Genomic DNA, 26,667 nt, shown 5'->3' with positions numbered 1-26,667 from the left:
CTTGATAAGTAATCAGATTGTTTCGTATAATCAAAAAGATATATACTTAAAAAAAATCGAAATGAAAAGGAGTGGATGTTATGAGAAACTATACAAAGAAATTCGTCCTATCTTCTTCTTTTCTTTTTCATTTTCTTAAAAAGGAACAAAGGCATTCGCCTTTGTTCCTTTTTTATTGCGATCTATATAGGGGGAATAGTTATGAGACCATATAAACGTGTCTTAATTAAATTAAGCGGCGGTGCACTTGCCGATCAAACTGGAAATAGCTTTAACTCCAAACGATTAGAACATATCGCAAACGAAATTTTATCCATTGTTGATTTAGGTATCGAAGTATCCATCGTCATCGGTGGCGGTAACATTTTTAGAGGTCATCTAGCTGAAGAATGGGGAATTGATCGCGTAGAAGCTGATAATATCGGTACGTTAGGTACAATTATTAACAGCTTAATGCTTCGCGGTGTTTTAACAAGTAAAACAAATAGAGAAGTGCGCGTTATGACTTCCATTCCATTTAATGCAGTAGCTGAACCATACATTCGTTTGCGTGCAGTCCACCATTTAGATAACGGTTATATCGTTATCTTTGGAGGCGGAAACGGGCAACCGTTCGTGACGACAGATTATCCAAGCGTACAAAGAGCTATTGAAATGAATAGTGATGCCATATTAGTCGCAAAACAAGGTGTCGACGGCGTTTTTACAAGTGATCCAAAGCATAACAAATCAGCAAAAATGTACAGCAAACTAAACTATAATGATGTTGTTAGACAAAATATACAAGTCATGGATCAAGCAGCATTACTGCTTGCCCGAGACTACAATTTACCAGCACATGTCTTTAACTTTGATGAGCCTGGAGTGATGAAACGAATTTGTTTAGGGGAGCATGTAGGGACGTTGATTAATGATGATGCTTCATTGCTGGTGCATGAAAAATAATGATTTCCCACCAAAAAAGGGTGTCTTTTGTAGGCACCCTTTCCTAATTCATCATCACAAATAGAAGTCAACCAATCCCGCTACTTTCTCCTTACAACGCTCCCAAAAAGATAACTTTTCAAAAAACTCTTTCGTCATTTCTTTCGAATCATGAAAATCCTCTGTTAACGCCTTATTAACTTGTTCTACAATAGGACCACCATAAATATAAAAATTCATTTCATCATTTATATTGAAGCTACGCGAAGTAAAGTTTGTTGTACCTATAACAGTTAACTCATTATCAATCAGCATTAACTTTCCATGAAACATTCCTTTTTTATACCCATATACAGTAATCCCATTATTAACAGCCTGACGTATGTATGGATACGCCGCTTCTTTTATAAGAGGTAGATCTGGTTTATATGACCAAAGTATTTTTACTGTAACACCACGCTTTTGCGCCGCGATTAAAGCATTCATAGATTCTTTATTTTTCGCTATAAAATACGGCGTTGCAATTACAATTGAGTGCTGAGCTTGTTTTATGAGCTCTATATATTTCTCAGCAACGTAATGGCCATTGTAACTAGTCATAGTATGTAATGTATTCCCTTTGCTAGCCTTATTCGTACTTCTCTTTATCTCTTCTTTCGTATCTCGCTTCCAATCTAAAGCGAATTGCTCCTCTAAATCTTTTGCTCCTTCTCCTTTAAGCCGTACATGATAATCACGCCAATATCCAAATCGCTTATCTTTCCCCAAGTACTCATCTCCTATATTAAATCCGCCTGTATAGCCAATTTCTCCATCAATCGTCGTAATACGGCGATGATTACGATGATGTAGGGAATAAAACCCGAATGGTAATTCCTGTTTTCTACTATATGTAAAATGCACGCCACTTTCCTGTAATTCTTTTTTCACCTTTCTTTCAAATGATAAATCGTTAAGTAAATCGACAGATAAATATACGTTTACTCCTTCTCTCGCCTTCTCTTTTAATAAGTTTAAAAAAGTATGGCTACTTTTATCATCCGACAAAATGAAAAAGTACGTGTAAATAGATTGCTTCGCCTCTCTTATATCAGTAAATAACTGTTTATAAAATGACTTTCCTTCTACATATAATTGAAAATCACTATAATGAGGAGCGTACTCTGTCGGCATATTTTTCCCGACTTCCATTTTTCTTCCGAGCGTAACGTCAATATGCATCCAAATTAAAACAAAAACGAAAATAGTAATTACAATAGAAGTAACTCGCAATATTTTTTTAATCATTTTGATTTCCTTCCGCTCATTTTCTTTCCACCTTTCTATTTTGTCATTCAAATTTAGATTTCATGCTTCATACAAAAAAGGATGCGACTTAACGTCACACCCTTTTCATGTTAAACAAAGTTTCTCGCATCATTATTTCTTCCAAACTTATAAATAGCAATTAAGAAGAATGCTACTGCAAAGGCAAATAAGATTAAAATATTTAAATACAAATCTGAAATTGGAATTCCTTGTTGTAGTTTTGATACTGTGTCTAATAGCCATCTCTGCGGAAGAAAATCAGCTACTTTTTGTACCGCTTTTGGCATAATGTCATAAGGAAAATAACATCCAGCCAGTAAACATGTTGGTACAATAATCATATTTTGCAGTGCATTTGCTGATGCTGAGTTTTTCGAAAAAGCGACAAGGACTAACGATATTCCAATCGCTATTAAAGCAAATAGCATGAGTACACCAATCATCACTATGAAAGGCATATTGATATTTATATGAAAAATATTCGTTAGGAATAAGATTGTAATCAGAATTTGTACTGTTAATAGCAGCATATTTACCCCGACATTAGATAATATGAATTTCTTCCCATCTATCGGCGTTGATAAGAGTCTAAAATACGTTCTATTTTCCTTTTCTTTTAAAATATAACCTGATAAGTTCGCTGCTGAAAATAGCATAAACATAATAAGGTAACCCATCGTTTGGTTTGTCATATCTTTATTTTTCGAAGTATCTTCTAGCGTCTCAGTTTTCATTTTAAATGAACCTTTTTGATATCCTGCGTACATAGTATCAAATGCACTTTGATCTGTTCCTGCTACTTTACTAATAGCTGCTACATTATCAATATAATTGTATAAATATGATTTTATAAATCCTGTTACTTGATCACCTTTAATCGATGAAATTTCAATATGATTTGGTTTCCCTTCTCGAACACTTTTTGAAAAACCAGAATCTAATGTAATAACTCCATCAAGTTTTTTGGAAGTGAGTTTATCTTCTACTTCAGATTCTTTAATTTTACTTACCTTTACATGATTTAATCCTTCTAAAAATTTCACCGTATCATTTGCTATAGATTGATTTTCTTTATTAATAACCCCGATATTTAACGTCCCTTGCCCCATATTCCCATACATCGAGAAGGAGATTAGTGTTCCAATTATCGGCAAACTAATAATAATGAATAACCCTTTTTTATTTTTCAAAAGTACAGATAACGTTTTTTGTATGAGCCATAAAATATCTTTCATACTATAGCCCCTCCCGTCTACGTAATGCAATAATTGCAATTAATAAAAAGAGTGCTGAAATGCCAAGGTTTAAACATATTACCGGTAGTGCTGCTCCTACATCATTTGCATAAATAATTTTCATAACAGCTGTGTTTGCCCACGTTAATGGTGATAAATTCGTAACGAAATTTTCTTCTATTACGAAATATGCACCACCAAAAATAGAGGATAATTGCACAATAACCATAATAATTGCTCTAGATGATTCCGGTGTTTTTGTAATATATCCAATTCCTAAACCGAAGCTAATTGCTAGAAAAATTTGTGTTAATAAAATAAGAAATATGATTCCAAGATGGTCGCCCCAATTCGCTTGAAAAACAAATTTACTAAATAACATGACGAGTAATATGCACAGAGCATTTGCTACTAGGCTACCAAGTACTTTTCCAATGAATATTTCAGCCTTACTTATAGGTGCAGCAATGAGACGATCTCCTGTTTTACGTATTCGTTCTCCTCGAATTAAAGAACTCGCTCCCATCGCAGCATATAGTGCAATCATCGTTGTCATTACAACCGCGTAGTAATCCATAGAACCTGGTTTTTTCGCAGCTTGTAAAGATGTTTCTTTTATATAATCATTATGATTTCCGCTTGAAAAAACTGTGCTCACCTTACTAGGATCTACTTTTGCAACTTCGGCCGCTACATTGTACTTATCAACAAATGTTGTAAGCATGCCTTCCACAATACTTCCCTCAACACTACTTTTGTCACTTCCATAAAATTTTGCACCATCTTTATTTAACTCTACATAAGCAGCATATTTATTTTGCTTCACTTCTTCTTTCCCATCTATACCTTCGGAAGCTTTTTTAAAATGAATACCCGATTTATCGACTTCTTTCGTAAATGCTTCGAACGATTGAGAAAATGTGCTACTCGCTTCATCTTTGTAGAGCACTTGTATATCTTTAATCGCTTGACTATCGCTATCAAATGCATTCGTTAACGCTGTTCCTAACACAAGCATAAGTACAACCGGAAATGCTAACATAAAAACTAAAGTTCTTACGTCTCTGAAATCTCTTTTAATATGCATAACTGCAATATTGAAGATGTTCAATTGATGAACCTCCCTTTACCTTTTCTTCATTTACCTTTTATTTATCTCGTAAGTTTCTTCCAGTCAACGTAAGGAATACTGTTTCTAAGTTCGGGGCCTGCTCCTCTACCGAACGAATTTCAATATCATGATTAATGAAGTGCTGAATAATTTTATTTAAATTGTTTACTCCTGCATCCGAGTTTACTTTAATTACGTTCTCTTCAATTTGAACAGCTTTCACACCGTTTATCTCTTTTAACTTTTTTACATCTAAATTTTCTACTGACTTCACTTCAACCCAAATATCTTTCGTATCAGTAATAATCGCTTTTAACTGTTCTTTCGTACCTTCTGCAATTACTTTACCGTGATCTACAATTGCTATTTTCGTACAAATCTCTTCTACTTCTTCCATGTAGTGGCTCGTGTAAATAATGGTACTTCCCATTTCATTTAATTTTCGAACAGACTGGAGAATATAGTTTCTTGACTGTGGATCAATTCCCACTGTCGGCTCATCCATAATAATTAACTTCGGTCTATGAGCGATCGCACAAGCGATATTCAATCTTCGTTTCATCCCGCCAGAAAAGTTTTTCGGATAACTTTTATGTTTATCACTAAGCCCCACAAACTGAAGCGCTTCCTCTACTCTTGCTTTTAGCTCTGCTCCTCTTAAACCGTACAATCCAGCAAAGAATTTCACATTTTCATAGGCAGTTAACTCTTCATAAATCGCAATATCTTGCGGAACGATACCGATATTCATCTTCGCAAATCGATTATGTTTTTTTATATTTTTTCCTAATATGCTAATTTCACCTTCATTACTTCTTAACAACCCAGCAATCATATTTATCGTTGTACTTTTACCAGCACCATTTGATCCTAAAAAGCCAAATATCTCTCCTTCTTTAATAGATAAAGACATATTATCTACCGCGATGAAATCACCAAATTTTTTCGTTAAATTTTTAATTTCTAATGTATTCATCATTTCACCCCTATTTCGGTTTCTCTGCTTTTAGTATAAACAAAAAAAATGAACCTGCTCAGTGCAGAAGTTCATTCTTTTCACATGAGATTATTCACTTTTTTCATATGAGATGGTTCATCTTCGTCCCATTCTCTTATATCGGCAACAACATCGTCACTGAAAAACCACTTGTTCCATCTACAATAATTTTCCCATTTACAGACGCTGTTCGCTCCTCCATCCCCATAATACCGAGACCTTTCTTAACAAGAGCTGCGCCTTTTCCGTTATCCTTCACTTGCACCTTAACCATCTTATTAAGTACATGAATATCTATAGAAATAACTGTCGCATCAGCATATTTCATCGCATTTGTTAGTGCCTCGGTAACATTTTCACCAATAATTTTCCACTGAATGGGAGAAATCATATCTAAGTTTCCCTTATATACGAAAGGAATGTTTACATCATGCTTACTAGCAAACTCCTCTATGAATAATTTCATACGGTGAATGCCAATTTGCTCAGTTGGTGGCTTCATATTTTTTAATGTAATGCGAATACTTTCAATTCCATCTTTTGAAATATGAATTGCATTTTGTAATAACTCCGCAGATTTTTCTTTATCTATCCCCATTAATCTCTTTGCAGCTTCCATTTGAATTAATGCACCTGTCATCGAGTGACCAATTTTATCATGAATTTCTTGTGATAACCGATTTCTCTCTTCTAGCTTAAATGTGTATTCTGATTGTCTTATGTACTCTTTATTTTCATGTAAGCTTTTCGTAAGTCGTTGCATATCTTTTCGCATCTTATCATTTTGCGATTCAAGCTTTACTACACGTGATATATATCGATCTGCCATAGTTAAAACGAGAAAAGAAAATGCAACAATTAATCCATAAGTCATTCGAATGCTTTCATCTGTAATTGTAATTGGAAGCATCATAATAACAAAGCGTGACCAATTCTTGTCTATGTAATGGAATGTAATTTCGTATAAATTCAAAGGTAAAAACAAAATAAAAAACGGATGAACCCTCCATGTTAATAACATAACTACACTAATTGAAATACAAATCAATATTTTTTTGTACGTATCTTTTTTTAATATAGAGATTAGCACGTTTACAGAAAGATATAAAAGCAAAGCAAATATAACCCATGGTAAGTTCGTAACATTTGAATGTATGTAACTGAACACAATATATATAAAGACAATTAATTTACTTACAGTTAACCAAAATTCCATATCATTAATCTACTTTCCCTGTTAAGTAGTAAATCGCAATTTGTGTGCGATGTTCAAGTCCCGTTTTCCCTAAAACTGATGTAATATAATTTGCGATTGTTCCTTCAGATATAAAAAGCTGTTTCGAAATTTCTTTATTTGAGAAACCTTTTGCAATTAATGCGATAATACTAAGCTCTCTTTCAGTAAAAAGACTTTTATCTATTTTACATTCTTCCTCTTTACTTTCCATTAAATTGGACTTAATTTTATCGAGAACTACATCTTGCATAACAGTTTGGCCATTATATACCCCTTTTATTGCATCACGAATACGCTCCGGATCGTTATTTTTTAATAAATACCCTTTCGCTCCGTTTTTTACTGCATCCAAAATATATTCATCATCATCAAACGTCGTTAAAATAAGCGGTTTTGTTTTCGTCTCTTCACAAATAAACTTCGTCGCCTCTACACCGTTCATATTTGGCATACGAACATCCAAAAGAGCAATATCAACTTCATGCTTTTTACAATATGCTACAGCTTCTTCTCCATCATTTACTGTATCTACCACTTCGAACTCTTCATATGTATTTAAAATAATTTTCATGCCTTCTCTAATAAAAGAATTATCGTCTGCTATTAATATTTTAATTTTCATGTTTGTTAGTATGGACCTTCCTCCTACTAACATTCACATCCTTTCTCCGTATAACATTTCCTACTTGCTCATTATATACTTCTGCTTACCATTTTTTCACACTTTTTTCATCTAGCTCTTCTGCAAAAAATATATTATTCTTTTTTTACAAAATGTGTAGGGTGACTTATCATTCTTTACGTCTATATAATAGAATGCGTCAAAAAGGAGGGAGAGACCCATTGAGGAAAAACAATTAATTGAAAAAGCACAACAAGGAAGCGAACATGCTTTTCGTATCCTCGTGCAAACATATCGTCATTATATTTTTCAAGTTATCTTTTCTATTGTAAGACATGAAGAAGATGCGAAAGATGTTACACAAGAAGTATTCGTAAAAATTCACGCCTCTCTCCCAAATTATCAATTTCGCGGATTAAAAACGTGGATGGCACGTATTGCCACCAATCACGCTATTGATTATAAGAGGAAGAAAGCTCGAGAAAGTGAAGAACTCTCCTTATGTAAAGAAAATGAGGAAAATATACAGTCCTCTCATAATATTGAGGCTTTATTATTGACGAAAGAGCAGAAATTACTCATTGCTCAAAAACTGAGAGAACTTCCTGAAAATTACCGTGACGTCGTTCTCGCACATTACTTACAAGAAAAAAGCTATCAAGAAATTGCTTTACAGGAAAACATTGAAGTAAAAACAGTCGAAATGAAACTGTATCGGGCAAGAAAATGGATTAAAAAACATTGGAAGGAGGAAGAGTTTCTATGATGCATTATTCAAAAGAAGATTGGCGCAATTATACATTAGATTTTATAGAAAGCAATGAACGTGAATCTATGGAAGAACATCTTTATGAATGTGATCATTGTTTAGCACTTTATATGGAAAGTATTGATGAACAACATGAAAACCTTCCAATGATAAATGATGATTCATTTACGAACGAAGTTATGACGCAAATTAATTTTGAAACACTACAGTCTAATGAAAATATAAAAACAACCTCACTAAAGCGCACGATCATTCACTACATAATTGCGACTGCGGCTACAATTATTTTTATGGTAAGTGGTTTATTTCAGTATATTTTTACAGCGACATCAAATTTAGAGAAATCTTCAAAACATAACGAGTCTTCTATCTCACAACAAATTGTAAACAAATCGGTAGACACATCGAAAAAGGACGGAGGTTCAAAGCATGAATAAAAATCCCTTTTTAGCACTTGTATTAGGGCTAATTCCTGGGCTTGGACATTTATATTTAAAGAAATTTGGACGGTTTATTTTATATAGCGGAGGGGCTGTATTTCTATTTATCTTTGCAGCATTTTGTACAATAGCATTAGGAGCCCGTGATATTGCTTTTCTTTCTCTATTTTTACTAGTCGTGTTATGGGCAATCAATTTATTAGATTTAGTTATCACTATTATTAATCAATCGAAAAAACAAGCTGCCGGAGAATTCATAGAATCCTCTAAAGAGAGCGAACGATTTTATATCATTCTCTTATCCATCATCCCTGGACTTGGCCATTTTCAATTAGGACTTATGCAACGCGGACTTACATTTTTAGTAGCTTGCACAGGAATCGGAAGTATGATCATTTTCGTTGCACTTTTAACATCGCAAGAAAGTTTTCTTATCTTCCTTATTACATTACCTGTTTTATGGATTTACAATTTCTTTGACGTTGTTCAGCAACTCCAGAAAAAAGAACGTGGCGAGCAATTAGATGATCGTACTATTTTCGAAGAGTTTGAAGAGCACCGCGAGCAAGGAAAGAAAAATAAAACATTTGCTTCTATTTTAGCGATGTTCCCCGGAGCAGGTCATATGTATTTAGGCTTACAACGCCGTGGTCTTCAGCTTATGGCAGCCTTTTTACTATCTATTTATTTACTCGACTTATTAAGACTTTCTGCGTTTTTATTTTTAGTGCCAATCATTTGGTTCTATAGCTTTTTTGATGCTTTACAGCAAACAGCAAAATACGGAAAAGAACGAGTACAAGACGAACCCATTATCGATTATTTTATAAATCATCAAAGATGGATTGGTATCGGATTAATTACACTCGGTGTTTATTATTTATTAGATCAAACAGTCCTTCCTATTTTGAATGATTATTTTGTAACTATATTTAATATTCATCTTAGTGAACTATATTATCGCTATTTCCAAACATCTATCGTTGCGCTCCTTTTAATTGGCGGCGGCTTTAAATTGTTACTTGGAAATAAAGAAAACAAAGGTGGGACAAGCGAATGAGGACTTGGCGTGTTGGAACATTCTCAATGGGGCTTTCTATTATATCGTTAGGATGCTTTTTACTATTTTCAGTCGTAAAAGGAATTCAAGTATTAGATACACTAACTGCATGGTGGCCAGTTTTACTTATCATACTTGGAGCTGAAGTTTTACTATACCTTGTATTTTCTAAGAAGGAACAATCATTTATTAAATATGATATTTTCAGCATTTTCTTTATCGGCGTTTTAGGAAGCGTCGGAATTGCTTTTTACTGTTTATTATCAACTGGATTACTAGAAGAATTTCGTCATTCTATTAACACAACGAGACAAACGAGTAATATTCCAGACGGACAATTTGATATACCTGAATCTATCAAAAAAATTGTAGTAGATGCAGGGCATCAGCCTCTAACGATAGAGGGAAATAATACAAATCAAATTCACCTTTTGGGAACTTATGAAATGACGACGAAAGCAAATGAAAAACTCAATTTAAAACAAGATGATTTCCTTTCAGTTCAAACGGCTGGAGAAACCATGTATATCAATTTAAAATCATTACCTGTTCAACATACGTTATTTAGTTCAGCACCACAAGTGAAACCAACGCTTGTTCTTCCACAAAATAAAAATGTGGAAATCCGTGCTTCAAATAACGAACTATCTCTTTATCCAGGTCAATTACAAAATAATTGGTTTGTACAAGAAAGCTCAAGAGTGTCTGTCCATCTTGCAAAAGAGAGTGATGTTTCTTTAACAGCAGTAACGAATCAAAAAGAAACACACGGAAGCACACCTTGGGAACAAGTAGAAGATTTAACAAAAAAAGAAAATACTTCTTCAGAAGAACATCCAGAATTAAACAACCAAGAACATTGGTATAAAAATTCAATTAAAACTGGAAATGGCACGCACAAGTTAAATATTGAGAAAACTTATAATTTAAATATGAGCGTTATTGAAAAATAAGAAAAACCTTCCGCAATTGCGGAAGGTTTTTCTTATATAATCGCTTTAATTCCTTCTAACACTAATCCAATCATAAATCCGCAAACCGCCCCGTTCACTCGGATCCACTGCAAATCTTTACCGACATTATTTTCAATCATTTCGATTAACGTTTTATCGTCTAACTTATCAAGGTTTTCTTGTACAAGCTTACCAATTTTCGAATGGTTCTTCTCAATAAGATTCACAACTTGTTTTTGTAACCAATCTTCTATTTTTTGAACTGTCTGTTCATCTTCTTTTATTTTATTCATTTGTTTTTGTAAAAATGGAATAACATATTGATTAGCAAATTCTTCATTATTTACAAAAGCAACTGCTCTTTGTTGTACTTGCTCTAGCATCTCTTTTATTTTGTCAGTAGCATTCCAATTCGCAATCCACTTTTCTTTCCAATTTTCTAATTCCTGTAATAAAGCTTCATTTTCTTTTACATTGATAATCTCTTGACGAATCTTCGCTAATATAAGTTGTCTTGTGCTATTATCAGCCTCTTGTAAGCTGTTAATATTACTAATGATAAACTTCTGCAAAATACCGCCAATTTTATCTTCATCTACAATATTCATAAATGATTTCAAAGTAAACTGCAAGAATCCATCTACTTTTATATTTTCCATCGCCTTCATACCTAAGCTACCGAGCTGGTAACGAGCTTCATCTTGCGCTGTCCAATCTTTTACCTTCACTAATATGTAATCAAGTGTCTTTTCATCATATTCTTGCACAACTAATTGATCAACAAGCACTTGTAAAATATTACTTGTATTAATTGTATGTAAATATGTTTTTAATTCTTTTTCAATAATAACAGCTAACTTTTCTGTATCTATTGTTACAATTGCTTTCTCTGCAATCGTTACAATCCCCTTTTTCACAGCATCAGACTGCATTTCTCTCTCAGCAATTTGCAGTACCATTTGTGCTAACTGCATCTCTTTTACTTTATTCGTAATACTTTCTTTCGTTAGCCATTCATTTTCTAACGTATGAATGAGCCCTTTCGTTACCCGTTTACGGTTTTTAGGTAACAAAGCTGTATGCGGAATTGGGATACCCATCGGATGACGGAATAAAGCAGTAACTGCAAACCAATCCGCAAGTCCCCCAACCAATCCAGCTTCAAATCCACCTTGTATAATCTCTCCAGCTACCGTTCCTTGAAAAGGGATAGAAGCCGCAAAGCCGACACCCATAACCCCAAGCGAAATACCCGCTATATATTTAGTCTGTAATGACATCGTATACACATCCTCTTATTATGTAAAATAAAGCTTTTTTGTTATATTTATTCAATATTAGTTATCCTTTATATATACTATAAAGAACTATTGTGAAAATAACAAAGATTTTTATGTACATGAAAAAATGAGGCTACAACTAGCCTCATTTTTCTTATATCGTTAATTCCAAACCTTTCCTATAATATTCATTCATTACATCTTTAGGAACCATGCTTCCACCCGTTCCCCACACAATATGAGTACCTTTTTTCACTTTCTCTGTTAACTGTTGCTTTTGTAAATACTCATCTTCTTTACACACTTTCACTGGCCCTATCATACCTGCTAGTGCAGAAGGCTCTAAATAAATATTCTCCGTATCAGCTAGTTCTTTTAACAATCTATATAACTCTTCATCGTTTACTGTATAATTTCCACTTAAAAATGGTTCCATCGTTTTCCCGACAAATCCAGACGGTCTTCCTACCGCAAGTCCATCCGCATCTGTTACATTATCAATTCCGATATCTTGAACGGCAATTTTGTCATGAAGGCCTGTCATTAAGCCGAGTAACATACATGGTGAGTGTGTTGGCTCTGCAAAGAAACAATGAACGTTGTCTTTATACAATAACTTTAAACCGAATGCTACTCCGCCAGGTCCTCCTCCTACTCCGCACGGAAGGTAAACAAATAAAGGGTGATCTTCATCTACTACAACCTCTAACTCTTCTAATTGCTTTTGTAATCGTGATGCTGCTACTGAGTATCCTAAAAATAGATCATGTGAGTTTTCATCGTCTACAAAATAACAGCTAGGATCCGCATCTGCCTGTCGTCTTCCTTCTTCTACTGCTTTGCTATAATCATCTTCATATTCAATAACGTTTACACCTTTACTTCTTAATAAACTTTTCTTCCATTCTTTTGCGTCTGCTGACATATGAACAGTTACATTAAAACCTAGATTCGCACTCATAATTCCTATGCTAAGTCCTAAATTCCCTGTAGAACCTACCGCAATTGAATACTTCGAGAAAAACTCTCTACATGTATCACTATCTAAAATGGAATAATCATCTTCTTCTGTTAACATTCCGTGCTGCAATGCTAGTTGCTCAGCATGTTTCAACACTTCATAAATGCCACCTCTAGCTTTAATTGATCCTGATATCGGGAGATGACTATCACATTTTAATAATAATTCTCCTAAAATAGGTTGCTTGTAATTTGTCTCTAAAGCTTCTTTCATAGAAGGTATTTTTACTAAAGGTGATTCGATTATGCCGTTAGTCCCTTTCGTTTCAGGAAAAACTTTCGCAATATATGGCGCAAAACGCTTTAATCTCTCTTCCGCATCTTTTACATTCTCTTCATTAAGTGGTGAATCTTTTATTGCCCTTTCATACTTTTCTATGTGTGGGTTTATCCAAAATACTTCTTTTGTTGCAATAAGTTTATTCACTAATGGGTATTCTGCTTGTAATGCCCCTATTTCTTTCATTTTGTTTCCTCCTTATATCCTTGTAGCTCACCATATAATAAATTATAATTAAATTAATTTTAATATAGTTTAACACAAATCGTTCACTTTAGTTAATTTTAATTTAATTTATTTAAATATAATTTAATAATCCTTGAGGAGATTTTCATTATGGAAAATATAGATATTGGTAAAAAAATTGAAAAACAAAGAAAAGAAAAAGGTTTAACTAGTAAAGAACTAGCAAAGATGGCCGATATTACACCATCTATGTTAAGTCAAATTGAGCGTGGGTCGGCTAACCCTTCTATTCAAACATTAAAAGTACTTGCTAAAGCTCTTGATGTTCCAACATTTAGCTTTTTACTTGAAGATACAAATACAGACGATTTAATTGTACGTTCCCATAAACGAAAGAAAATGATTATCGATAATTTATCATATGAAATGCTTTCACCTGATTTCACTGGAAATTTAGCAACAGCAATTATGACCGTCCCGCCTAATACAGCTTCATCAGAAAATGTGCTAGAACATAAAGGAGAAGAATTAGCATTTGTCTTAGATGGGAAAATCACATTATATTTAAACGAGGAAGAATACGTATTAGAAACTGGTGACAGTGTAAAGATACCTGCTTATTTAAAGCATAAATGGGTGAATCATTTTGAAAAAAACGCGATAGTTTTATTTTCTGTTACTCCGCCGATTTTTTAATGTATAAATAAAAACAGGATGGTTCTTATAAAATGCGGATTATCCTGTTTTTATTAAATAAGAAAGTGAAATTTTTGTTAAAAACTTAACAGTTGGACCCAATCCGAACAATCCTCCTAAAAACATATTTACAACTGAAACTATCCCTCCCATTGATGCTAACGTATCATGAGTCAGATTCATCCCACCACTACCAGAGGCACTTGTAATATTCACATAAAAATAAGAAATACGTAAAAATTAATTGATTTTTCAGAATTTTGTTGAAAAATATGGTAAAATCACTCTTATACTTCTTCTATTTTGTTATTATAGAAATAATTAAATTAGGATACTTTTATCGGATGGGGGAATATATAATGAGTGTGTTATTAAAAGGGCATGAACAGATTGTCAACGAATTAAACATTTTATATCAAGTAATGGTAGCGGAGCAATTAATTGAAGCGAAACAATTAAAAGAAAAAATAGAGAAACAGATTAATAAAATTGAAGCTGATCAAAATCTATCGCTTTACTACTCCCTACTAAACTTTAAATATAAGGTCCTAACCGATTGGACAAACATTAAGTATGATACTTTTAGTCAAATTGTTCGTTTAGACAATCCAATAACTGAAGACTTTATTACTTATTATTATCACTTTTTTAAAGCTGAACATGCTACCATTATTGGAAATTATGATGAAGCAAAAAAAGAATACGAAAAAGCTGAATCCCTTTTAAAACATGTACCAGGCGAACTAGAAGAAGCTGAATATAAATATAAATTTGCTATATTTAATCACCATACAAACAAACCACTTACAGCAATCAATTATGCAAATCAAGCTAAAGAGATTTTCTCAAAATATCCACGTTATGAAATTAAAATAGCTCTATGCGAAAACATTTTAGGCTCATGTTCTGTTTATTTAAAACAATTCGAACAAGCCGAAGAGAACTATAATTCAGCAATCAATATTTTACAAAAGCTGAAAGACGATACACTAATCTTAAAAGTTCGAAATAACTTAGGTTGGCTCTACTCTTCTCAAAATCTATCAACCCTTGCTATTAGACATCTTACAATAGTTACAAACAAATTACCTAAACACCTAAAAGCCAATTTTCTACAAGCCAAAGAACATTTTATTTTAAATGAAAAAGAACTTGCAAACCATTGGGTTCAAAAAGGCTTAGAAATTTGTAATGAATTAAATAATCAAGAATATAAACACCATTTCACTATCTTAAAAACACAACACACTGGTATTCTAGACGACTTAGAAAACGCAATCATTGCAGGCACTACATATTTTAACAGTAAAGAATTATACGATTATGCACAAGAATATTACGAATTATTAGCAGTAGAATTTCATAAAGTGAATAAAATAGAGAAATCTCAAAAATATTTTTTCAAAACTTACGAAGCAAAACAAAAATTATTAACTAAGGAGGCACTAAGATAATGAAAAAGATTAGTTTAGCTATTTTAACCTTTACATGCATACTTGCTTTTGGATTTAATAATTTTACTGAAAGTCAACAAGCAAAACAACTTCCAAAATGGGATACAGATAAACAAGAAACACATGCAGACCTATAGAAATCTAAAAACCCCTAATAAAGGGGTTTTTAGATTTCTACAATATAATGATTTAGCATATGATGAAGAAATATGCTTATAAAAGATAGCCATACACAGATACTCTCTGTACATGGCTATTTTTTATTTTTTCGACACTAACAAAATCCCTAAACTAATAATACAAAAGCTCATTATTTGCTGTGCTGATAGACCAAACAGAACCGAATTTTGTTCACTAACAAGCGAAATAATGATTTGAGCAAACCCCTCAATAATTAGAAAAACACTTATATTCTTTCCATTTCCAAGCCTTTCATTTTTCATCCATAAAAAGCCCATTATACAAAGAGCAAGGATGATCTCATATACGAAAATAGGGTGATATAAAAGTTTAGATTCATATATTTTTATTCCCCATGGTAGTGTCGTTTGTGCGCCTACTTCATGATGTAATAGAAAATAAAAGATAATACTCACACACAGACTAAAAGGCAATACATCAAGTAAAATACGAAGCGAAAATTGCTCCTTTTTACTTTTCCAAACAATGTATACACTCGCAATTACGCATCCTACTACAATATGTTGCATACTCCCAACAGCTAATATTGCTTGCACTGGCGCCCCAAAAGCCCATACAGGATTTAAAATTACTGGCGCAAACTTCCATACAAATACGATGATAAGAAAAGCATTTGTTACGGCATCCATCATTTTTTCATATGATACATTTTGATGCCTCATCTTTCGTTTCATCAACATAAATCCAAATAGACTTCCAATTATAAGAGATATGGGTTGTAACCTCACGATCCACTCCATCGTCACGAAATCTCCTTTTAATTCTCAATCAATTTCTTAAATTTCTTTTCTAATTGATCTGGTGGTAATACACCTCGTACATGATCTACTATGATTCCATCTTTATTAACAAAAAATGTCGTCGGTAAAGAGAATACTTTATAATCTAGTCCAGCTACTCCGTCCATATCTAGTAGAACAGGAAACTCAAACCCATAGCGATTAGCAAATGCGCTTGCTTCTTGTACTGGGTCACTAACAGTTGCATTCACCGCAAAAATTTCAACATCCTTTTTATATTTATCATACATATGAACTAAGTCAGGTGCCTCCATTTCACACGGCCCACACCATGATGCCCAAAAATTAATAATATACGGTTTTCCCTTGGCATCATTTAACGACTGCAACTTTCCGTCTAATCCTTTTAATGTGATGCCAGGTGCTTTAAAACCTACTTGTGGTAATACTTCTTTCTCTTGTAACTCTGCTTGCTTTGCTTTTCTTTCCTTTTCTTCTTTCTTTGAATTATAAAAGTTAACCCCCGCCCAAACGAGAGCACCTACTAGTATAATAGCAATTAGTTTCTTCACTTTTCTTCCTCCTCATTTTTAAAAGCCTGTAAATCCACCGAATAGACGAATAAAGAATGCTGTAATTTTCGTCATTTGATTTGTATACAATAAAATACCTGTTACAATCATCATTCCACCGCCAATTTTCATCATGACATTCGCATATGTAACAATCCATTTTACCTTCCCAATAAAGAATGCCATCACGAAAAATGGAACCGCAAACCCAAGAGTATACGCTGTAATATAAAGAAGTGCCCCTTCAGGATTCGTCGCGCCAAGCATGAGTACAGCTGAAAATATCGGTCCAACACATGGCGTCCAACCCGCTGCATATGTCATACCGACTAAAATCGAGCGAATATATCCAGTCGATTTACTTCTATACTGCACCTTTTTCTCTGCCATAAGCCACTTAGGCTGAAACAAGCCCGTCATAAATAGCCCCATTAAAACAATAAAAATCCCACCAATTTGTTGAATCAATTTTTGGTTAGATGAAAATGTTATTCCAATCCAGCTTACCGATAAACCTAACGCGTAAAATATAACCGAAAATCCGATCATAAAAAATATGGTATGTATAATCGCTGATTTTTGCATAATCCCACGATTTTCTTTTAAATCTTGGATAGACACACCTGTAATATAAGATAAATAAGATGGATATAACGGTAAAGAGCACGGTGATATAAATGACAATACTCCCGCCCCAGCCACAAGCCAAATTGTTAAATCTGCTGCATTCATTTTATTCCCCCTAAAACACTACAATAAGTAGTGTTTATTCTTAAAAAAAAGAGGCTATATGCACTCTCCGACAATAAGTACAACCGACATACAGAATAAACCTACTGTTACATATACCGAATTCGTATGTAACGGAATAGTAAGCTTAACAACCTTTTCATTTAACACTTGCTCGATTCGTAAATTTATTGCTGTTTTTGCAAATGAAGCGGTAACACATCGATTTTCCATTGTCTTTATTTTAATTAATTTTAATAACGCGCTACCTAACTCAAATGAAGATTCCATTTTTTGCATCGCATATTTATCAGCAGCTAGCTCCTGATACGTATGATATCGCTGTAACAACCCTTTTAATATCGGGATGTACATCATTCCTTCTGCTAATAACGTAAAACAAAATAATTTTAGCGGATCCCAATTCTTTTGATGATATTCTTCATGGAAAATAATTGCATCAATTTCTTCATCTGAAAACGTCTGAAGCAAACCTTCCGACATGACAACTTTCGGACGGAATAATCCAATTGTAAATGCCGCAACTTCCGTAGTCGGCAATATATATATTTGTTTTCCTTTTCGGATGAAAGGGATAAGTACTTTTTGTAATTTTTTACTATAGAAAAATTGTCGCCAAATTCTTTTGCACACGATTAATATAGTAAGTAATAATAATCCAGCGATTATAATACGAATCAGCGATAATTCTTTCATATGTTTTTCTAACTGGAACAAGCAAAAATTTGAAAGAAAGAACATCTTATTTTGAAACAGAAATGGATATGTAACGTAATACACTAACATACTGAAAAAGAGGGTACTAACAATTACTGCTAACAATACGATTTTACGCATTTGCCATTTCATTTCATTAATCCTCTTTTTTTAACTGACTCAATTTGTCTTCTAACTTTTTTATTAAAGTCGGATCAGCCTGCTCTAACTCATCTAACATATGATTTACAACTAAATCTCCAAATTCCCCCATCAATTCCTGTGTCATTTTCTTCGTTTGCTTGGATAAGAATTCTTCTTTTGTTTGTACAGCACGATATATGCCACTTCTTTTTACAATCTGTTTTTCTAAGTGTAACTTCTCTACTAACCTGTTCATAACTGTCATAACAGTGTTAAAATTCACAGGCGATTCTTCACTTAATTTCTGCTGCACTTCTTTAATCGTAATACCTTTGTTAGACCAAACAATCTCCATAATTTTCGCTTCAAGCGGTCCAAAGAAATGATTTAACCCGTGCTCATTTAATTTATAGTTTTGAGTAAACATAGTATGACTCCTTTCACACTACGAATTGTAGTACAAATTAAATAAAAGGTCAAACACGAATGAGATACACTAAAATTCACTACTTATAAATACGTACGCCATTCCATTAATTATAAGCCTAACTTATCTCCAAATGTATCAAAAAGATACTGCTCTAATATTTGTACACTAAACTTCTCATTACGCCCAAGTGCAAATAATTCCCGATCTTTCGCTACGATAGTATCTAACGGAATAGCTACATTATCCACTATTTTTGTAATTTCAATTATATTACTTTTTACATTTACTTCTGTTTTAAATTCAACATTTTCTAACACTATATGTGAACGTCTTCCTGATGCAAAAAAAGTAAAATTAGGATTTTTAACAACGCCAATTTCAGTCTCTAACGCATATAAATAGTGAAAAATTACATCTCTGTGCCCATCTTTTATTATTTTTTCATCCTTCTCATCGTCTAAGTATTCTTTCAGCTTCGTTGTAAATTCAAATCGAAAATCCACTTTTTTCACGCTCCTTCTTTGTATTTCATATTAAATAAATATATTGAAATAATTTTACCATATTGTAATACAACTTCCTATTAAAAGTAAAAACTGTTTTGGAAAATCGCTATTATTTCCGATTTCCTTTTAAAATATAAATATAAATTCAATATGAATTAATACTTCATTATATCTATTTAAACATATTTTTTCCATTTTTTGAAACATTAGTATGAAATATTATATATCAATGAATGGTTTCTAATTCACTGATATATATAATCAGTGTTTTCTTTACTATTCCGATATACTTAAGCTACATTTTCTAATTATTGATTACATTACAGAAGGAATGTAACTCTCTTCTATCGAATTTTTATATAACAAAAATGATTAGGTGGTGCTTTACTATGAAATTAGCTGTCATTGGTGGCGGTGATTTACAAGATTCAAATCACTTGCCTATTAATGAACGCCTTATAGAATTAACAAATAAACAGTATCCAAAAGTATTGTTTATTCCAACGGCAAGTCATGATGATGAAAGCTATATAAAATTATTTTTAGACACGTTTGAAAAACAATTACATTGTGAAGTACAAATTTTACGTACTACAACAGATTCACCTTCTAAGTATGAAATAGACGAGATGATTCATTCAGCCGATTTAATTTATCTAGGTGGCGGGAATTATATTTATATGTTTACGCAATGGAAAGAACATAGACTCGATGAAAAATTATTATTGGCTCTGCAACAAGGAACACTTATTGCTGGTTATAGCGCTGGTGCTATGTGTTGGTTCACGTCTAGTATCCGATCAGATTATGAAGGTTCTGGTTATATAGAGAGTAACGGATGGGGGATTGTTAATAAAAGATTTTGTCCACATTATAATCAATTAAATAGAATGAACGCCTTCCATTCCTTTTTACAAAATCATCAAGGGAATATAGAAGGAATTGCACTGGAGGATAATTGCGCTTTATATATTACAGAGGAATCCTTTGAGATTATCGGTGAACCAGAAAAAGCGTGGGAGTTTTATATGAGTGATAAAACACTCATTAGACAACATTTTGATATAACTTTAAAAAGCTATTTGTAAACCTGCACCTACAAAAAAATGTCCCTAAGTCAAATAACTTAGAGACATTTTTTCTATTTAACTAACTAATCGTGTAATTCGTTTCTTTTGCCATGAAAGCTTATAATATGCATACTGTAGTATTAAGCTGACAATAAATGCTGCTGGATACCCGATCCAGATCCCTTCTATTCCAAGACTTGTATGGTAAGAAAGATAATATGCTACGGGTACTTCCACAAGCCAAATTGAAACAACTCCAATAACAGTTGGCCAAAGTACTGTACCACTCGCTCGCATTGTCGCACTAATAATTTGTGCATGACCGAAAATTAAATAACTCCATAACGTAATCATAACTAAGCTATGAGCAATTTCAATTGTAGTTTGACTCGTTAAAAATAGTGATAAAATGTCTCTTGAGAATAAGTAAATAAGAGCTATTAACACACCACCGATGACGTAGTTCATAATAATTCCGACCTTCACAACTTTCTGCAATCGATCAAATTGATTCGCCCCAATTGATTGTGCTGCAAAAATAGAAACTGTAATACCAAGGCTAACTGCTGGCATTTGTACATAACTTGCAACTTGATTCACAACTCCGTAAGCAGCTGTTGCATCCGAACCGTAACGATTTACAAACGCGATTACAGCAATTTCAGATAATGAAACTAATATCATATTAATACTCGCTGGAATACCGAGCCTTAGCAATAGCTTTAATAACTCCCCATCCATTCGAAGGTATTTTCTAACCGTGCTGTCTAGTTGTAATGGGTGATTTTTCTTCTTTAAATACAAAAGCATGACAATAAACGTAATAACTGTAGATATAACAGAGGCATAGGCTGCTCCATACACATCTAATTTCGGAGCTCCTAACCATCCAAAAATAAGAATTGGTAATAAGATCATATTTAGCGCTGTACTTACAATTAAAAAGTAAAATGGCGTTTTAGAATCTCCTGTACCTCTCATAAATGTTGTGTATGCGAAATATAAAAATAATACTGGCATCGATATAAATAAAATTCGTGCATAATGTACACTTATTTCAATAATATTTTCTGGCGTTCCCATTAGACGCATAATATCCATCGCAAAAATACTGCCTATTATCGCCAACACAACTCCAATAATAAAGGTAAATGTCAGCGTCGTACCAACGATAGCTTTTAAACGATCTTCGTTTTTAGCACCAAACGCCTGACCAATTAAAATAGAGCTTCCTGAACCGATACCAATTACAAATGAAACGAGCAAGAAAAATAATGGGAAGAATGCTGATATAGCCGCTAAATCATTAACTCCAAGCCATCTTCCTACTACTACCATACCAAATAATTGTCCAACTGATTGTAGTACATTACTTAATAATAATGGTACTAAAAACATCGACATCGATTTCCAAATCGGTTTACTCTCACTTTCCAACTTATGTGACTCCGCACCTTCTTTATTGTTATCTGCAGGTGGTTTCAAATTTCATTTCTCCTTTTATTAAAAATCAATTTTCAATATCTATCTCTTTGTATAGTTGTTATAATACTGTGCTTCTATTCACTTTCTTTTCGTATGATTATAACTTCACCCAATATTGACTTCCATCGGCTGTTCGATCTAAAAATCCATACTCGATTAAATATCTTCTTAAAGTTACGAAATCAGGGTATACATTTTCTATCACTGTATTTACTTCTTTTTCAGTATACTTTTTATTACTATCAAACTTCTTTACTAAATGACGTAATATAATTAATTTACGCTTTTGTTTTTTCGGAAATTTAGAAAGAGGTCCATCTAATCCTTCTGTAAAATGAGCTTTTAATACTTCATCATTTTCTTCTTCCGTAATATTGTATCGATCATCCACCATCGTTGCTGTTCTATGAATTGGTACAAATTTCGTTTGTACTTTTGATTTTTCTTCTGATAATTCCATTAGAGCTAAAAATACTTTTGCTTGCTTCATTTTCTCTCGCAGTGTAAATCGATGATTACGAATTGTTGATGTACTTCCGCCATCCAACTCTTTTACAATTTCTTTATCATTCAGTCCCATATGGAAAAACTGAACCATTTTCTTTTGTAAATCCGTTAAACCAGTAAATTTCTTATCCATATTTAACAAATAATCAAACATAGACGTATGCTCATTTTGAATATGCAATCGGACGAACTTCTCTGCTTCATACAAAACTTGATTATCTTGATAAATAACACCTTTAATAAATGTTTCACCACAAGCTAAGCAAATGTACTCCTCTTTTTCTCCATCAAACACATACCCTTTCTTTAATTCCTCTATTGACGCATCCCAAAACTTCTCTGAAATACCACTCATACTAAACACTCCTTCAAAATGTTTATTCAAAAACCAAACAAATCACTATAACGTTTATTACCACTTCACCATCTTATCATAACACAAACAAACATTTCAACATTTCGTTTACCCATTTTATAAACTTTTATAAAAACATCTACCGAAAGGGTTTAATACAACGAAAAGCGAATGTGTTTATAGAAATTCATTTTATATGATGTGGATTAGAACATGGATATTCTTCAAGACTCTTGGTTTACCGTTAAGCAAATTGCACAGAATACATATGCGATTAGTGAATATGGAACCGGTATTCATCCATTACAAAACTTCAGTATTCAATTTCAACTACAAAAAAGATGTTTCCGTATAAGAAAACACCTTTTACTTTTTATCCCACATTTAAGGGCAGTAAGACTCCCACATCAAAATTCAGCGGAAGCAAAGAAGTTAAATGAGGGCGGGCTGCCCTTAAAAGCCCGATTGGTGAGGGCTAATAATCAGTTGATTAAAGTTTCAATTTATATATTCTATTTACAGTCTCTACTAAAACCTTACTTGCTTGTACAAATGTATGCTTTCGATTTCTATCTTCAACAAATTTATTAGCACAACTACTCATAATCATCATACAACTAATTATGACTAACACTATCTTTCTATTCTTGTAAGTCACTTCATGTCACTCCACTATTACAAAACTTCTTTTGAATTTATCCTATCAAGAAATTTTACATGAATAATAAAACGTGTGAATATGCAATTCTGCATATTCACACGTTTTATCACAATGTTATGATTTAATTTAGTTAAAGAACAAGTATACCGAGGTGACTAACTTGAAATTTAAAGCGAAAAAAAATCCATTCCACTTCATTTTCATTACTTTATTTCTAATTATTTTTTTCGTTTCGTTATTCTTCCAAAATGAAAATTCTATTTTTTTCACTCTCATGATGCTATTAAATATCGTGAATCTTTCTTCATTCTATTTCTCTCACTACAACGTAACGGAATCATCTCTTGTTGTAAAACACGGTTTCATACTTCGTACTGAAATCCCATTTAAAGACATTCGCCATATTAAGTACTCTGGCAAAAAACTTCGTTCAAAAAAATGGACTAGGCAACAATTAGAAATTAATTATAATTTATTTGACTCAGTGACCACTTTCGTACCACAAGAAGAAGAAAAATTCATTTCACTCTTAAAAGAGAACTGCCCACAGATGAAAGTAATGAATACGCCTGCTAACAAATAATATATTTTGAAGCTTGCAGTATTGCAAGTAGATGAAACATAAAAATGAACATCAAAAAAGCCAAGATTCTATACTAAGAACCTTGGCTTTTTCTATTACTCTTTTGGAGCAATCATTTTCTTTGGATCTACAATTTCATCAAATTGCCCTTCTGTTAGTAGCCCAGATTGCAATGCTGCTTCTTTTAAAGTTAATCCCTCTTTATGAGCATACTTCGCAATTTTCGCTGCATTTTCATATCCGATATGTGGGTTTAGCGCTGTTACAAGCATTAGTGAACGATTCACATTTTCATTAATTACTTCTTCATCTGCTTCAATACCAACTGCACAATTGTCATTAAACGAAACAATTGCATCCGCTAATAAGTGAGCTGATTGTAAGAAGTTATAAGCAATAACAGGTTTAAATACGTTTAACTCAAAGTTACCTTGGCTCGCAGCAAATCCGATTGTTGCATCATTCCCCATCACTTGCGCTACAACCATCGTTAATGCTTCACTTTGCGTTGGATTTACTTTACCTGGCATAATAGAGCTTCCTGGTTCATTGGCTGGAATAATAATTTCTCCAAGACCACTACGTGGACCACTTGCAAGCCAACGTACATCGTTAGCGATCTTCATTAGATCTGCAGCTAATGCTTTTAATGCACCGTGAGTATATACAACTTCATCATGGCTCGTTAATGCATGGAACTTATTTGGTGCAGAAACAAATTGTTTACCTGTAAATTGACTAATTTCCTCTGATACCATCTCACCAAATTTAGGATGAGCATTAATACCTGTTCCAACCGCAGTTCCACCAATTGCTAACTCTTTCATATATGTATTGCTCTCTGCAATCATACGCTCTGTTTTTTCAAGCATACGGTGCCATCCGCTAATTTCTTGCCCTAAAGTTAACGGTGTTGCATCTTGTAAATGTGTACGACCAATTTTTATAATATGTTCAAATGCAGTTACTTTTTCTGCTAAAGTTCCTTTTAATTTCCTGATTGCTGGTAATACGTGATTTTCTACTGCGATTACACAAGCTACATGGAGCGCCGTTGGAAATGTATCATTTGAACTTTGTGACATGTTCACATCATCATTTGGATGAATATGTACGTCAGATCCATTCTCTTTCAAAATTTGATTCCCACGATTTGCAATTACTTCATTCACATTCATGTTTGACTGTGTACCACTACCTGTTTGCCATACGACAAGCGGAAAATGTTCATTCCATTTCCCTGCAATCACTTCATCAGCAGCTTCTACAATTGCTTCTGCTTTTTCTTCTGATAACTTTCCTAATTTTTGATTGCTAAGCGCTGCACTCTTCTTTAAAATTGCAAATGCTTTTACAATTTCAAGCGGCATTTGCTCTGTTCCAATTGGAAAGTTTTCTTTACTACGTTGTGTTTGTGCTGCCCATAATTTATCAGCTGGAACTTTTATTTCTCCTAATGTATCTCTTTCAATTCTGTACTCCATGTTTTCATCCCCTTGAAAATATAATACCTACATCTCTTATAATAACAGACTTTTTCTTAAATGATAAGAATTCTCACTCTTATATATAGATATTTTATATTTATTTTAAAAAATTCCTCTTGACCTAAACTTAAGTTTAGGCTGTATCCTTTCCATTGTAACCTACTATAACACTACTGGAGGAATTCAATATGAAAAAATATGCTTTTATAACAGGTGCGAATAAAGGAATTGGATATGAACTTGTTCGTCAATTAGCAGAAAAAAATTATCACGTATTTTTAGGTGCTCGTAATGAACAACTTGGACAACAAGCCGTAGACTCTTTAAATGTTTCAAACGTTTCCTATATTCAAGTAGATATTTCAAATTCACAATCCATTCAAGAAGCAACAAAGAAAATTCACGAAACGACTGACCATTTACATTTATTAATTAATAACGCAGGCATTGCATTAGACTTCAATACGCTACCTAGTGAATTAAATATTGAAACTTTACGCCAAGGATTTGAAGTTAACTTTTTTGGAACTTTCCAAATGATACAAGCCTTTTTACCATTATTAAAGAATTCAAGCAACAGTAAAATACTAAATGTAACAACTGACATGGCCTCACTAACAATGTTTGCTAATGGTGAAACACATCCAATCAATACACTAGGATATAATTCTTCCAAAACTGCTATTAATGCTTTAACATTAGCTTTTAGTAAAGAATTTGCTACTAACGGTCCAGAAGTATTTGGGATAACTCCTGGTTTTACAACTACTGATCTTAATGGAAATTCCCCTGGTGGCCATACAACTATTGAAAGTGCTAAAATTATTATTAAATATGCATTAAGTGAAACAAACTATAATGGTAAAATACTAAATAAAAATGGCATTATACCTTGGTAACAAAAGGAT

General features: G+C 33.1%; 30 protein-coding genes. 12 read left to right on the top strand and 18 right to left on the bottom strand.

Annotated elements, in window-relative coordinates:
• The first annotated feature begins 201 nt into the window (after window positions 1-201).
• A complete protein-coding gene (pyrH, locus tag ACLBXA_RS25335; protein WP_001248060.1) occupies window positions 202-945 on the top strand; it encodes a UMP kinase in 744 nt (247 codons plus the stop codon).
• Between the two features lie 54 nt (window positions 946-999).
• Here pyrH and ACLBXA_RS25330 read toward each other — a convergent pair whose 3' ends face one another.
• From ACLBXA_RS25330 to ACLBXA_RS25305, 6 genes are all read right to left on the bottom strand, one after another.
• Window positions 1,000-2,211 carry a phospholipase D-like domain-containing protein gene (locus ACLBXA_RS25330; RefSeq protein ID WP_000591944.1) on the bottom strand — a complete coding sequence of 404 codons (1,212 nt, stop codon included), beginning with the start codon at window positions 2,209-2,211 and terminating at the stop codon, window positions 1,000-1,002.
• Window positions 2,212-2,321: 110 nt separating this feature from the next.
• Complete coding sequence (locus ACLBXA_RS25325) at window positions 2,322-3,467, bottom strand: ABC transporter permease (RefSeq protein ID WP_000651861.1); 1,146 nt, start codon at window positions 3,465-3,467, stop codon at window positions 2,322-2,324.
• A 1-nt stretch (window position 3,468) separates the two neighbouring features.
• Window positions 3,469-4,578: an ABC transporter permease gene (locus ACLBXA_RS25320; RefSeq protein ID WP_001020189.1), complete on the bottom strand. Its 1,110-nt coding sequence runs from the start codon at window positions 4,576-4,578 to the stop codon at window positions 3,469-3,471.
• Window positions 4,579-4,615: 37 nt separating this feature from the next.
• Window positions 4,616-5,554: an ABC transporter ATP-binding protein gene (locus ACLBXA_RS25315; RefSeq protein WP_001093814.1), complete on the bottom strand. Its 939-nt coding sequence runs from the start codon at window positions 5,552-5,554 to the stop codon at window positions 4,616-4,618.
• A gap of 136 nt (window positions 5,555-5,690) precedes the next feature.
• Window positions 5,691-6,791 carry a sensor histidine kinase gene (locus ACLBXA_RS25310; RefSeq protein ID WP_000397660.1) on the bottom strand — a complete coding sequence of 367 codons (1,101 nt, stop codon included), beginning with the start codon at window positions 6,789-6,791 and terminating at the stop codon, window positions 5,691-5,693.
• A gap of 4 nt (window positions 6,792-6,795) precedes the next feature.
• On the bottom strand, window positions 6,796-7,434 hold the full coding sequence (locus ACLBXA_RS25305; RefSeq protein ID WP_000694093.1) for a response regulator transcription factor: 639 nt from the start codon (window positions 7,432-7,434) through the stop codon (window positions 6,796-6,798).
• Between the two features lie 283 nt (window positions 7,435-7,717).
• Here ACLBXA_RS25305 and ACLBXA_RS25300 point away from each other — a divergent pair, with 283 nt between their 5' ends.
• The 4 genes from ACLBXA_RS25300 to exsE are packed head-to-tail and all read left to right on the top strand — an operon-like array spanning window position 7,718 to window position 10,656.
• On the top strand, window positions 7,718-8,200 hold the full coding sequence (locus ACLBXA_RS25300; RefSeq protein ID WP_001195483.1) for an RNA polymerase sigma factor: 483 nt from the start codon (window positions 7,718-7,720) through the stop codon (window positions 8,198-8,200).
• A complete protein-coding gene (locus ACLBXA_RS25295; RefSeq protein WP_000972351.1) occupies window positions 8,197-8,640 on the top strand; it encodes a hypothetical protein in 444 nt (147 codons plus the stop codon). Before ACLBXA_RS25300 ends, ACLBXA_RS25295 begins: the two co-directional genes overlap by 4 nt.
• Window positions 8,633-9,703, top strand: coding sequence for a hypothetical protein (locus tag ACLBXA_RS25290; protein WP_001039098.1), 1,071 nt, complete (start codon window positions 8,633-8,635; stop codon window positions 9,701-9,703). Before ACLBXA_RS25295 ends, ACLBXA_RS25290 begins: the two co-directional genes overlap by 8 nt.
• Window positions 9,700-10,656: an exosporium protein ExsE gene (gene exsE, locus ACLBXA_RS25285; RefSeq protein WP_001261433.1), complete on the top strand. Its 957-nt coding sequence runs from the start codon at window positions 9,700-9,702 to the stop codon at window positions 10,654-10,656. Before ACLBXA_RS25290 ends, exsE begins: the two co-directional genes overlap by 4 nt.
• Window positions 10,657-10,688: 32 nt before the next feature.
• Here the strand turns inward: exsE and ACLBXA_RS25280 are convergent, their stop codons facing one another.
• Both ACLBXA_RS25280 and ACLBXA_RS25275 read right to left on the bottom strand, forming a co-directional pair.
• Entirely contained in the window at window positions 10,689-11,936 is a 1,248-nt protein-coding gene (locus tag ACLBXA_RS25280; protein ID WP_000058309.1) for a DUF445 domain-containing protein, read from the bottom strand.
• 154 nt (window positions 11,937-12,090) lie between these two features.
• Window positions 12,091-13,422, bottom strand: coding sequence for a D-serine ammonia-lyase (locus tag ACLBXA_RS25275; protein ID WP_000658546.1), 1,332 nt, complete (start codon window positions 13,420-13,422; stop codon window positions 12,091-12,093).
• 150 nt (window positions 13,423-13,572) lie between these two features.
• Between ACLBXA_RS25275 and ACLBXA_RS25270 the strand changes: the two genes are divergently transcribed.
• Complete coding sequence (locus ACLBXA_RS25270) at window positions 13,573-14,118, top strand: helix-turn-helix domain-containing protein (RefSeq protein ID WP_000427637.1); 546 nt, start codon at window positions 13,573-13,575, stop codon at window positions 14,116-14,118.
• Between the two features lie 39 nt (window positions 14,119-14,157).
• Here the strand turns inward: ACLBXA_RS25270 and ACLBXA_RS25265 are convergent, their stop codons facing one another.
• On the bottom strand, window positions 14,158-14,334 hold the full coding sequence (locus ACLBXA_RS25265) for a hypothetical protein (protein WP_003309331.1): 177 nt from the start codon (window positions 14,332-14,334) through the stop codon (window positions 14,158-14,160).
• Between the two features lie 143 nt (window positions 14,335-14,477).
• On the opposite strand from ACLBXA_RS25265, the gene ACLBXA_RS25260 reads away from it, so the two are divergent.
• A complete protein-coding gene (locus tag ACLBXA_RS25260; protein ID WP_000114844.1) occupies window positions 14,478-15,572 on the top strand; it encodes a response regulator aspartate phosphatase in 1,095 nt (364 codons plus the stop codon).
• Complete coding sequence (locus ACLBXA_RS25255) at window positions 15,572-15,709, top strand: hypothetical protein (protein WP_000724012.1); 138 nt, start codon at window positions 15,572-15,574, stop codon at window positions 15,707-15,709. The genes ACLBXA_RS25260 and ACLBXA_RS25255 overlap by 1 nt, the downstream gene beginning before the upstream one ends.
• A gap of 123 nt (window positions 15,710-15,832) precedes the next feature.
• On the opposite strand, the gene ACLBXA_RS25250 is transcribed toward ACLBXA_RS25255, so the two are convergent.
• The 6 genes from ACLBXA_RS25250 to ACLBXA_RS25225 all read right to left on the bottom strand — a co-directional run bounded on the left by ACLBXA_RS25250 (window position 15,833) and on the right by ACLBXA_RS25225 (window position 19,608).
• On the bottom strand, window positions 15,833-16,513 hold the full coding sequence (locus ACLBXA_RS25250) for a prolipoprotein diacylglyceryl transferase family protein (protein ID WP_000454851.1): 681 nt from the start codon (window positions 16,511-16,513) through the stop codon (window positions 15,833-15,835).
• A gap of 17 nt (window positions 16,514-16,530) precedes the next feature.
• Window positions 16,531-17,085 (bottom strand): TlpA family protein disulfide reductase, encoded by a 555-nt coding sequence (locus tag ACLBXA_RS25245; RefSeq protein WP_000733184.1) that lies wholly within the window; start codon window positions 17,083-17,085, stop codon window positions 16,531-16,533.
• 18 nt (window positions 17,086-17,103) lie between these two features.
• Complete coding sequence (gene ccdA / locus ACLBXA_RS25240) at window positions 17,104-17,817, bottom strand: cytochrome c-type biogenesis protein CcdA (protein WP_000990435.1); 714 nt, start codon at window positions 17,815-17,817, stop codon at window positions 17,104-17,106.
• 54 nt (window positions 17,818-17,871) lie between these two features.
• Window positions 17,872-18,684, bottom strand: a complete 813-nt coding sequence (locus ACLBXA_RS25235) for a M56 family metallopeptidase (RefSeq protein WP_000871954.1) — start codon at window positions 18,682-18,684, stop codon at window positions 17,872-17,874.
• Between the two features lie 4 nt (window positions 18,685-18,688).
• Complete coding sequence (locus ACLBXA_RS25230; protein ID WP_000495050.1) at window positions 18,689-19,102, bottom strand: BlaI/MecI/CopY family transcriptional regulator; 414 nt, start codon at window positions 19,100-19,102, stop codon at window positions 18,689-18,691.
• A gap of 110 nt (window positions 19,103-19,212) precedes the next feature.
• On the bottom strand, window positions 19,213-19,608 hold the full coding sequence (locus tag ACLBXA_RS25225) for a DUF3942 family protein (RefSeq protein WP_000347524.1): 396 nt from the start codon (window positions 19,606-19,608) through the stop codon (window positions 19,213-19,215).
• 392 nt (window positions 19,609-20,000) lie between these two features.
• On the opposite strand from ACLBXA_RS25225, the gene ACLBXA_RS25220 reads away from it, so the two are divergent.
• Window positions 20,001-20,699, top strand: coding sequence for a peptidase E (locus tag ACLBXA_RS25220; RefSeq protein WP_000762127.1), 699 nt, complete (start codon window positions 20,001-20,003; stop codon window positions 20,697-20,699).
• A gap of 57 nt (window positions 20,700-20,756) precedes the next feature.
• Here ACLBXA_RS25220 and ACLBXA_RS25215 read toward each other — a convergent pair whose 3' ends face one another.
• Together ACLBXA_RS25215 and ACLBXA_RS25210 are read right to left on the bottom strand one after the other, a co-directional pair.
• Window positions 20,757-22,166, bottom strand: a complete 1,410-nt coding sequence (locus ACLBXA_RS25215) for an MATE family efflux transporter (RefSeq protein WP_000804121.1) — start codon at window positions 22,164-22,166, stop codon at window positions 20,757-20,759.
• Between the two features lie 97 nt (window positions 22,167-22,263).
• Window positions 22,264-23,028, bottom strand: a complete 765-nt coding sequence (locus ACLBXA_RS25210; protein WP_000014491.1) for a DUF2087 domain-containing protein — start codon at window positions 23,026-23,028, stop codon at window positions 22,264-22,266.
• 213 nt (window positions 23,029-23,241) lie between these two features.
• Between ACLBXA_RS25210 and ACLBXA_RS25205 the strand changes: the two genes are divergently transcribed.
• On the top strand, window positions 23,242-23,619 hold the full coding sequence (locus ACLBXA_RS25205) for a hypothetical protein (RefSeq protein WP_002162860.1): 378 nt from the start codon (window positions 23,242-23,244) through the stop codon (window positions 23,617-23,619).
• A gap of 230 nt (window positions 23,620-23,849) precedes the next feature.
• Entirely contained in the window at window positions 23,850-24,272 is a 423-nt protein-coding gene (locus tag ACLBXA_RS25200) for a PH domain-containing protein (protein ID WP_447617582.1), read from the top strand.
• A 95-nt stretch (window positions 24,273-24,367) separates the two neighbouring features.
• Here ACLBXA_RS25200 and fumC read toward each other — a convergent pair whose 3' ends face one another.
• Complete coding sequence (fumC, locus tag ACLBXA_RS25195) at window positions 24,368-25,756, bottom strand: class II fumarate hydratase (protein WP_000456612.1); 1,389 nt, start codon at window positions 25,754-25,756, stop codon at window positions 24,368-24,370.
• Between the two features lie 191 nt (window positions 25,757-25,947).
• Between fumC and ACLBXA_RS25190 the strand changes: the two genes are divergently transcribed.
• On the top strand, window positions 25,948-26,658 hold the full coding sequence (locus ACLBXA_RS25190; protein WP_000759560.1) for an SDR family NAD(P)-dependent oxidoreductase: 711 nt from the start codon (window positions 25,948-25,950) through the stop codon (window positions 26,656-26,658).
• The last annotated feature ends 9 nt before the right edge of the window (window positions 26,659-26,667 follow it).

The organism is Bacillus sp. D48C, from assembly GCF_053345735.1.
The sequence above is the reverse complement of the archived record's forward strand: the minus strand, read 5'-3'. Positions and strand labels throughout refer to the sequence as shown.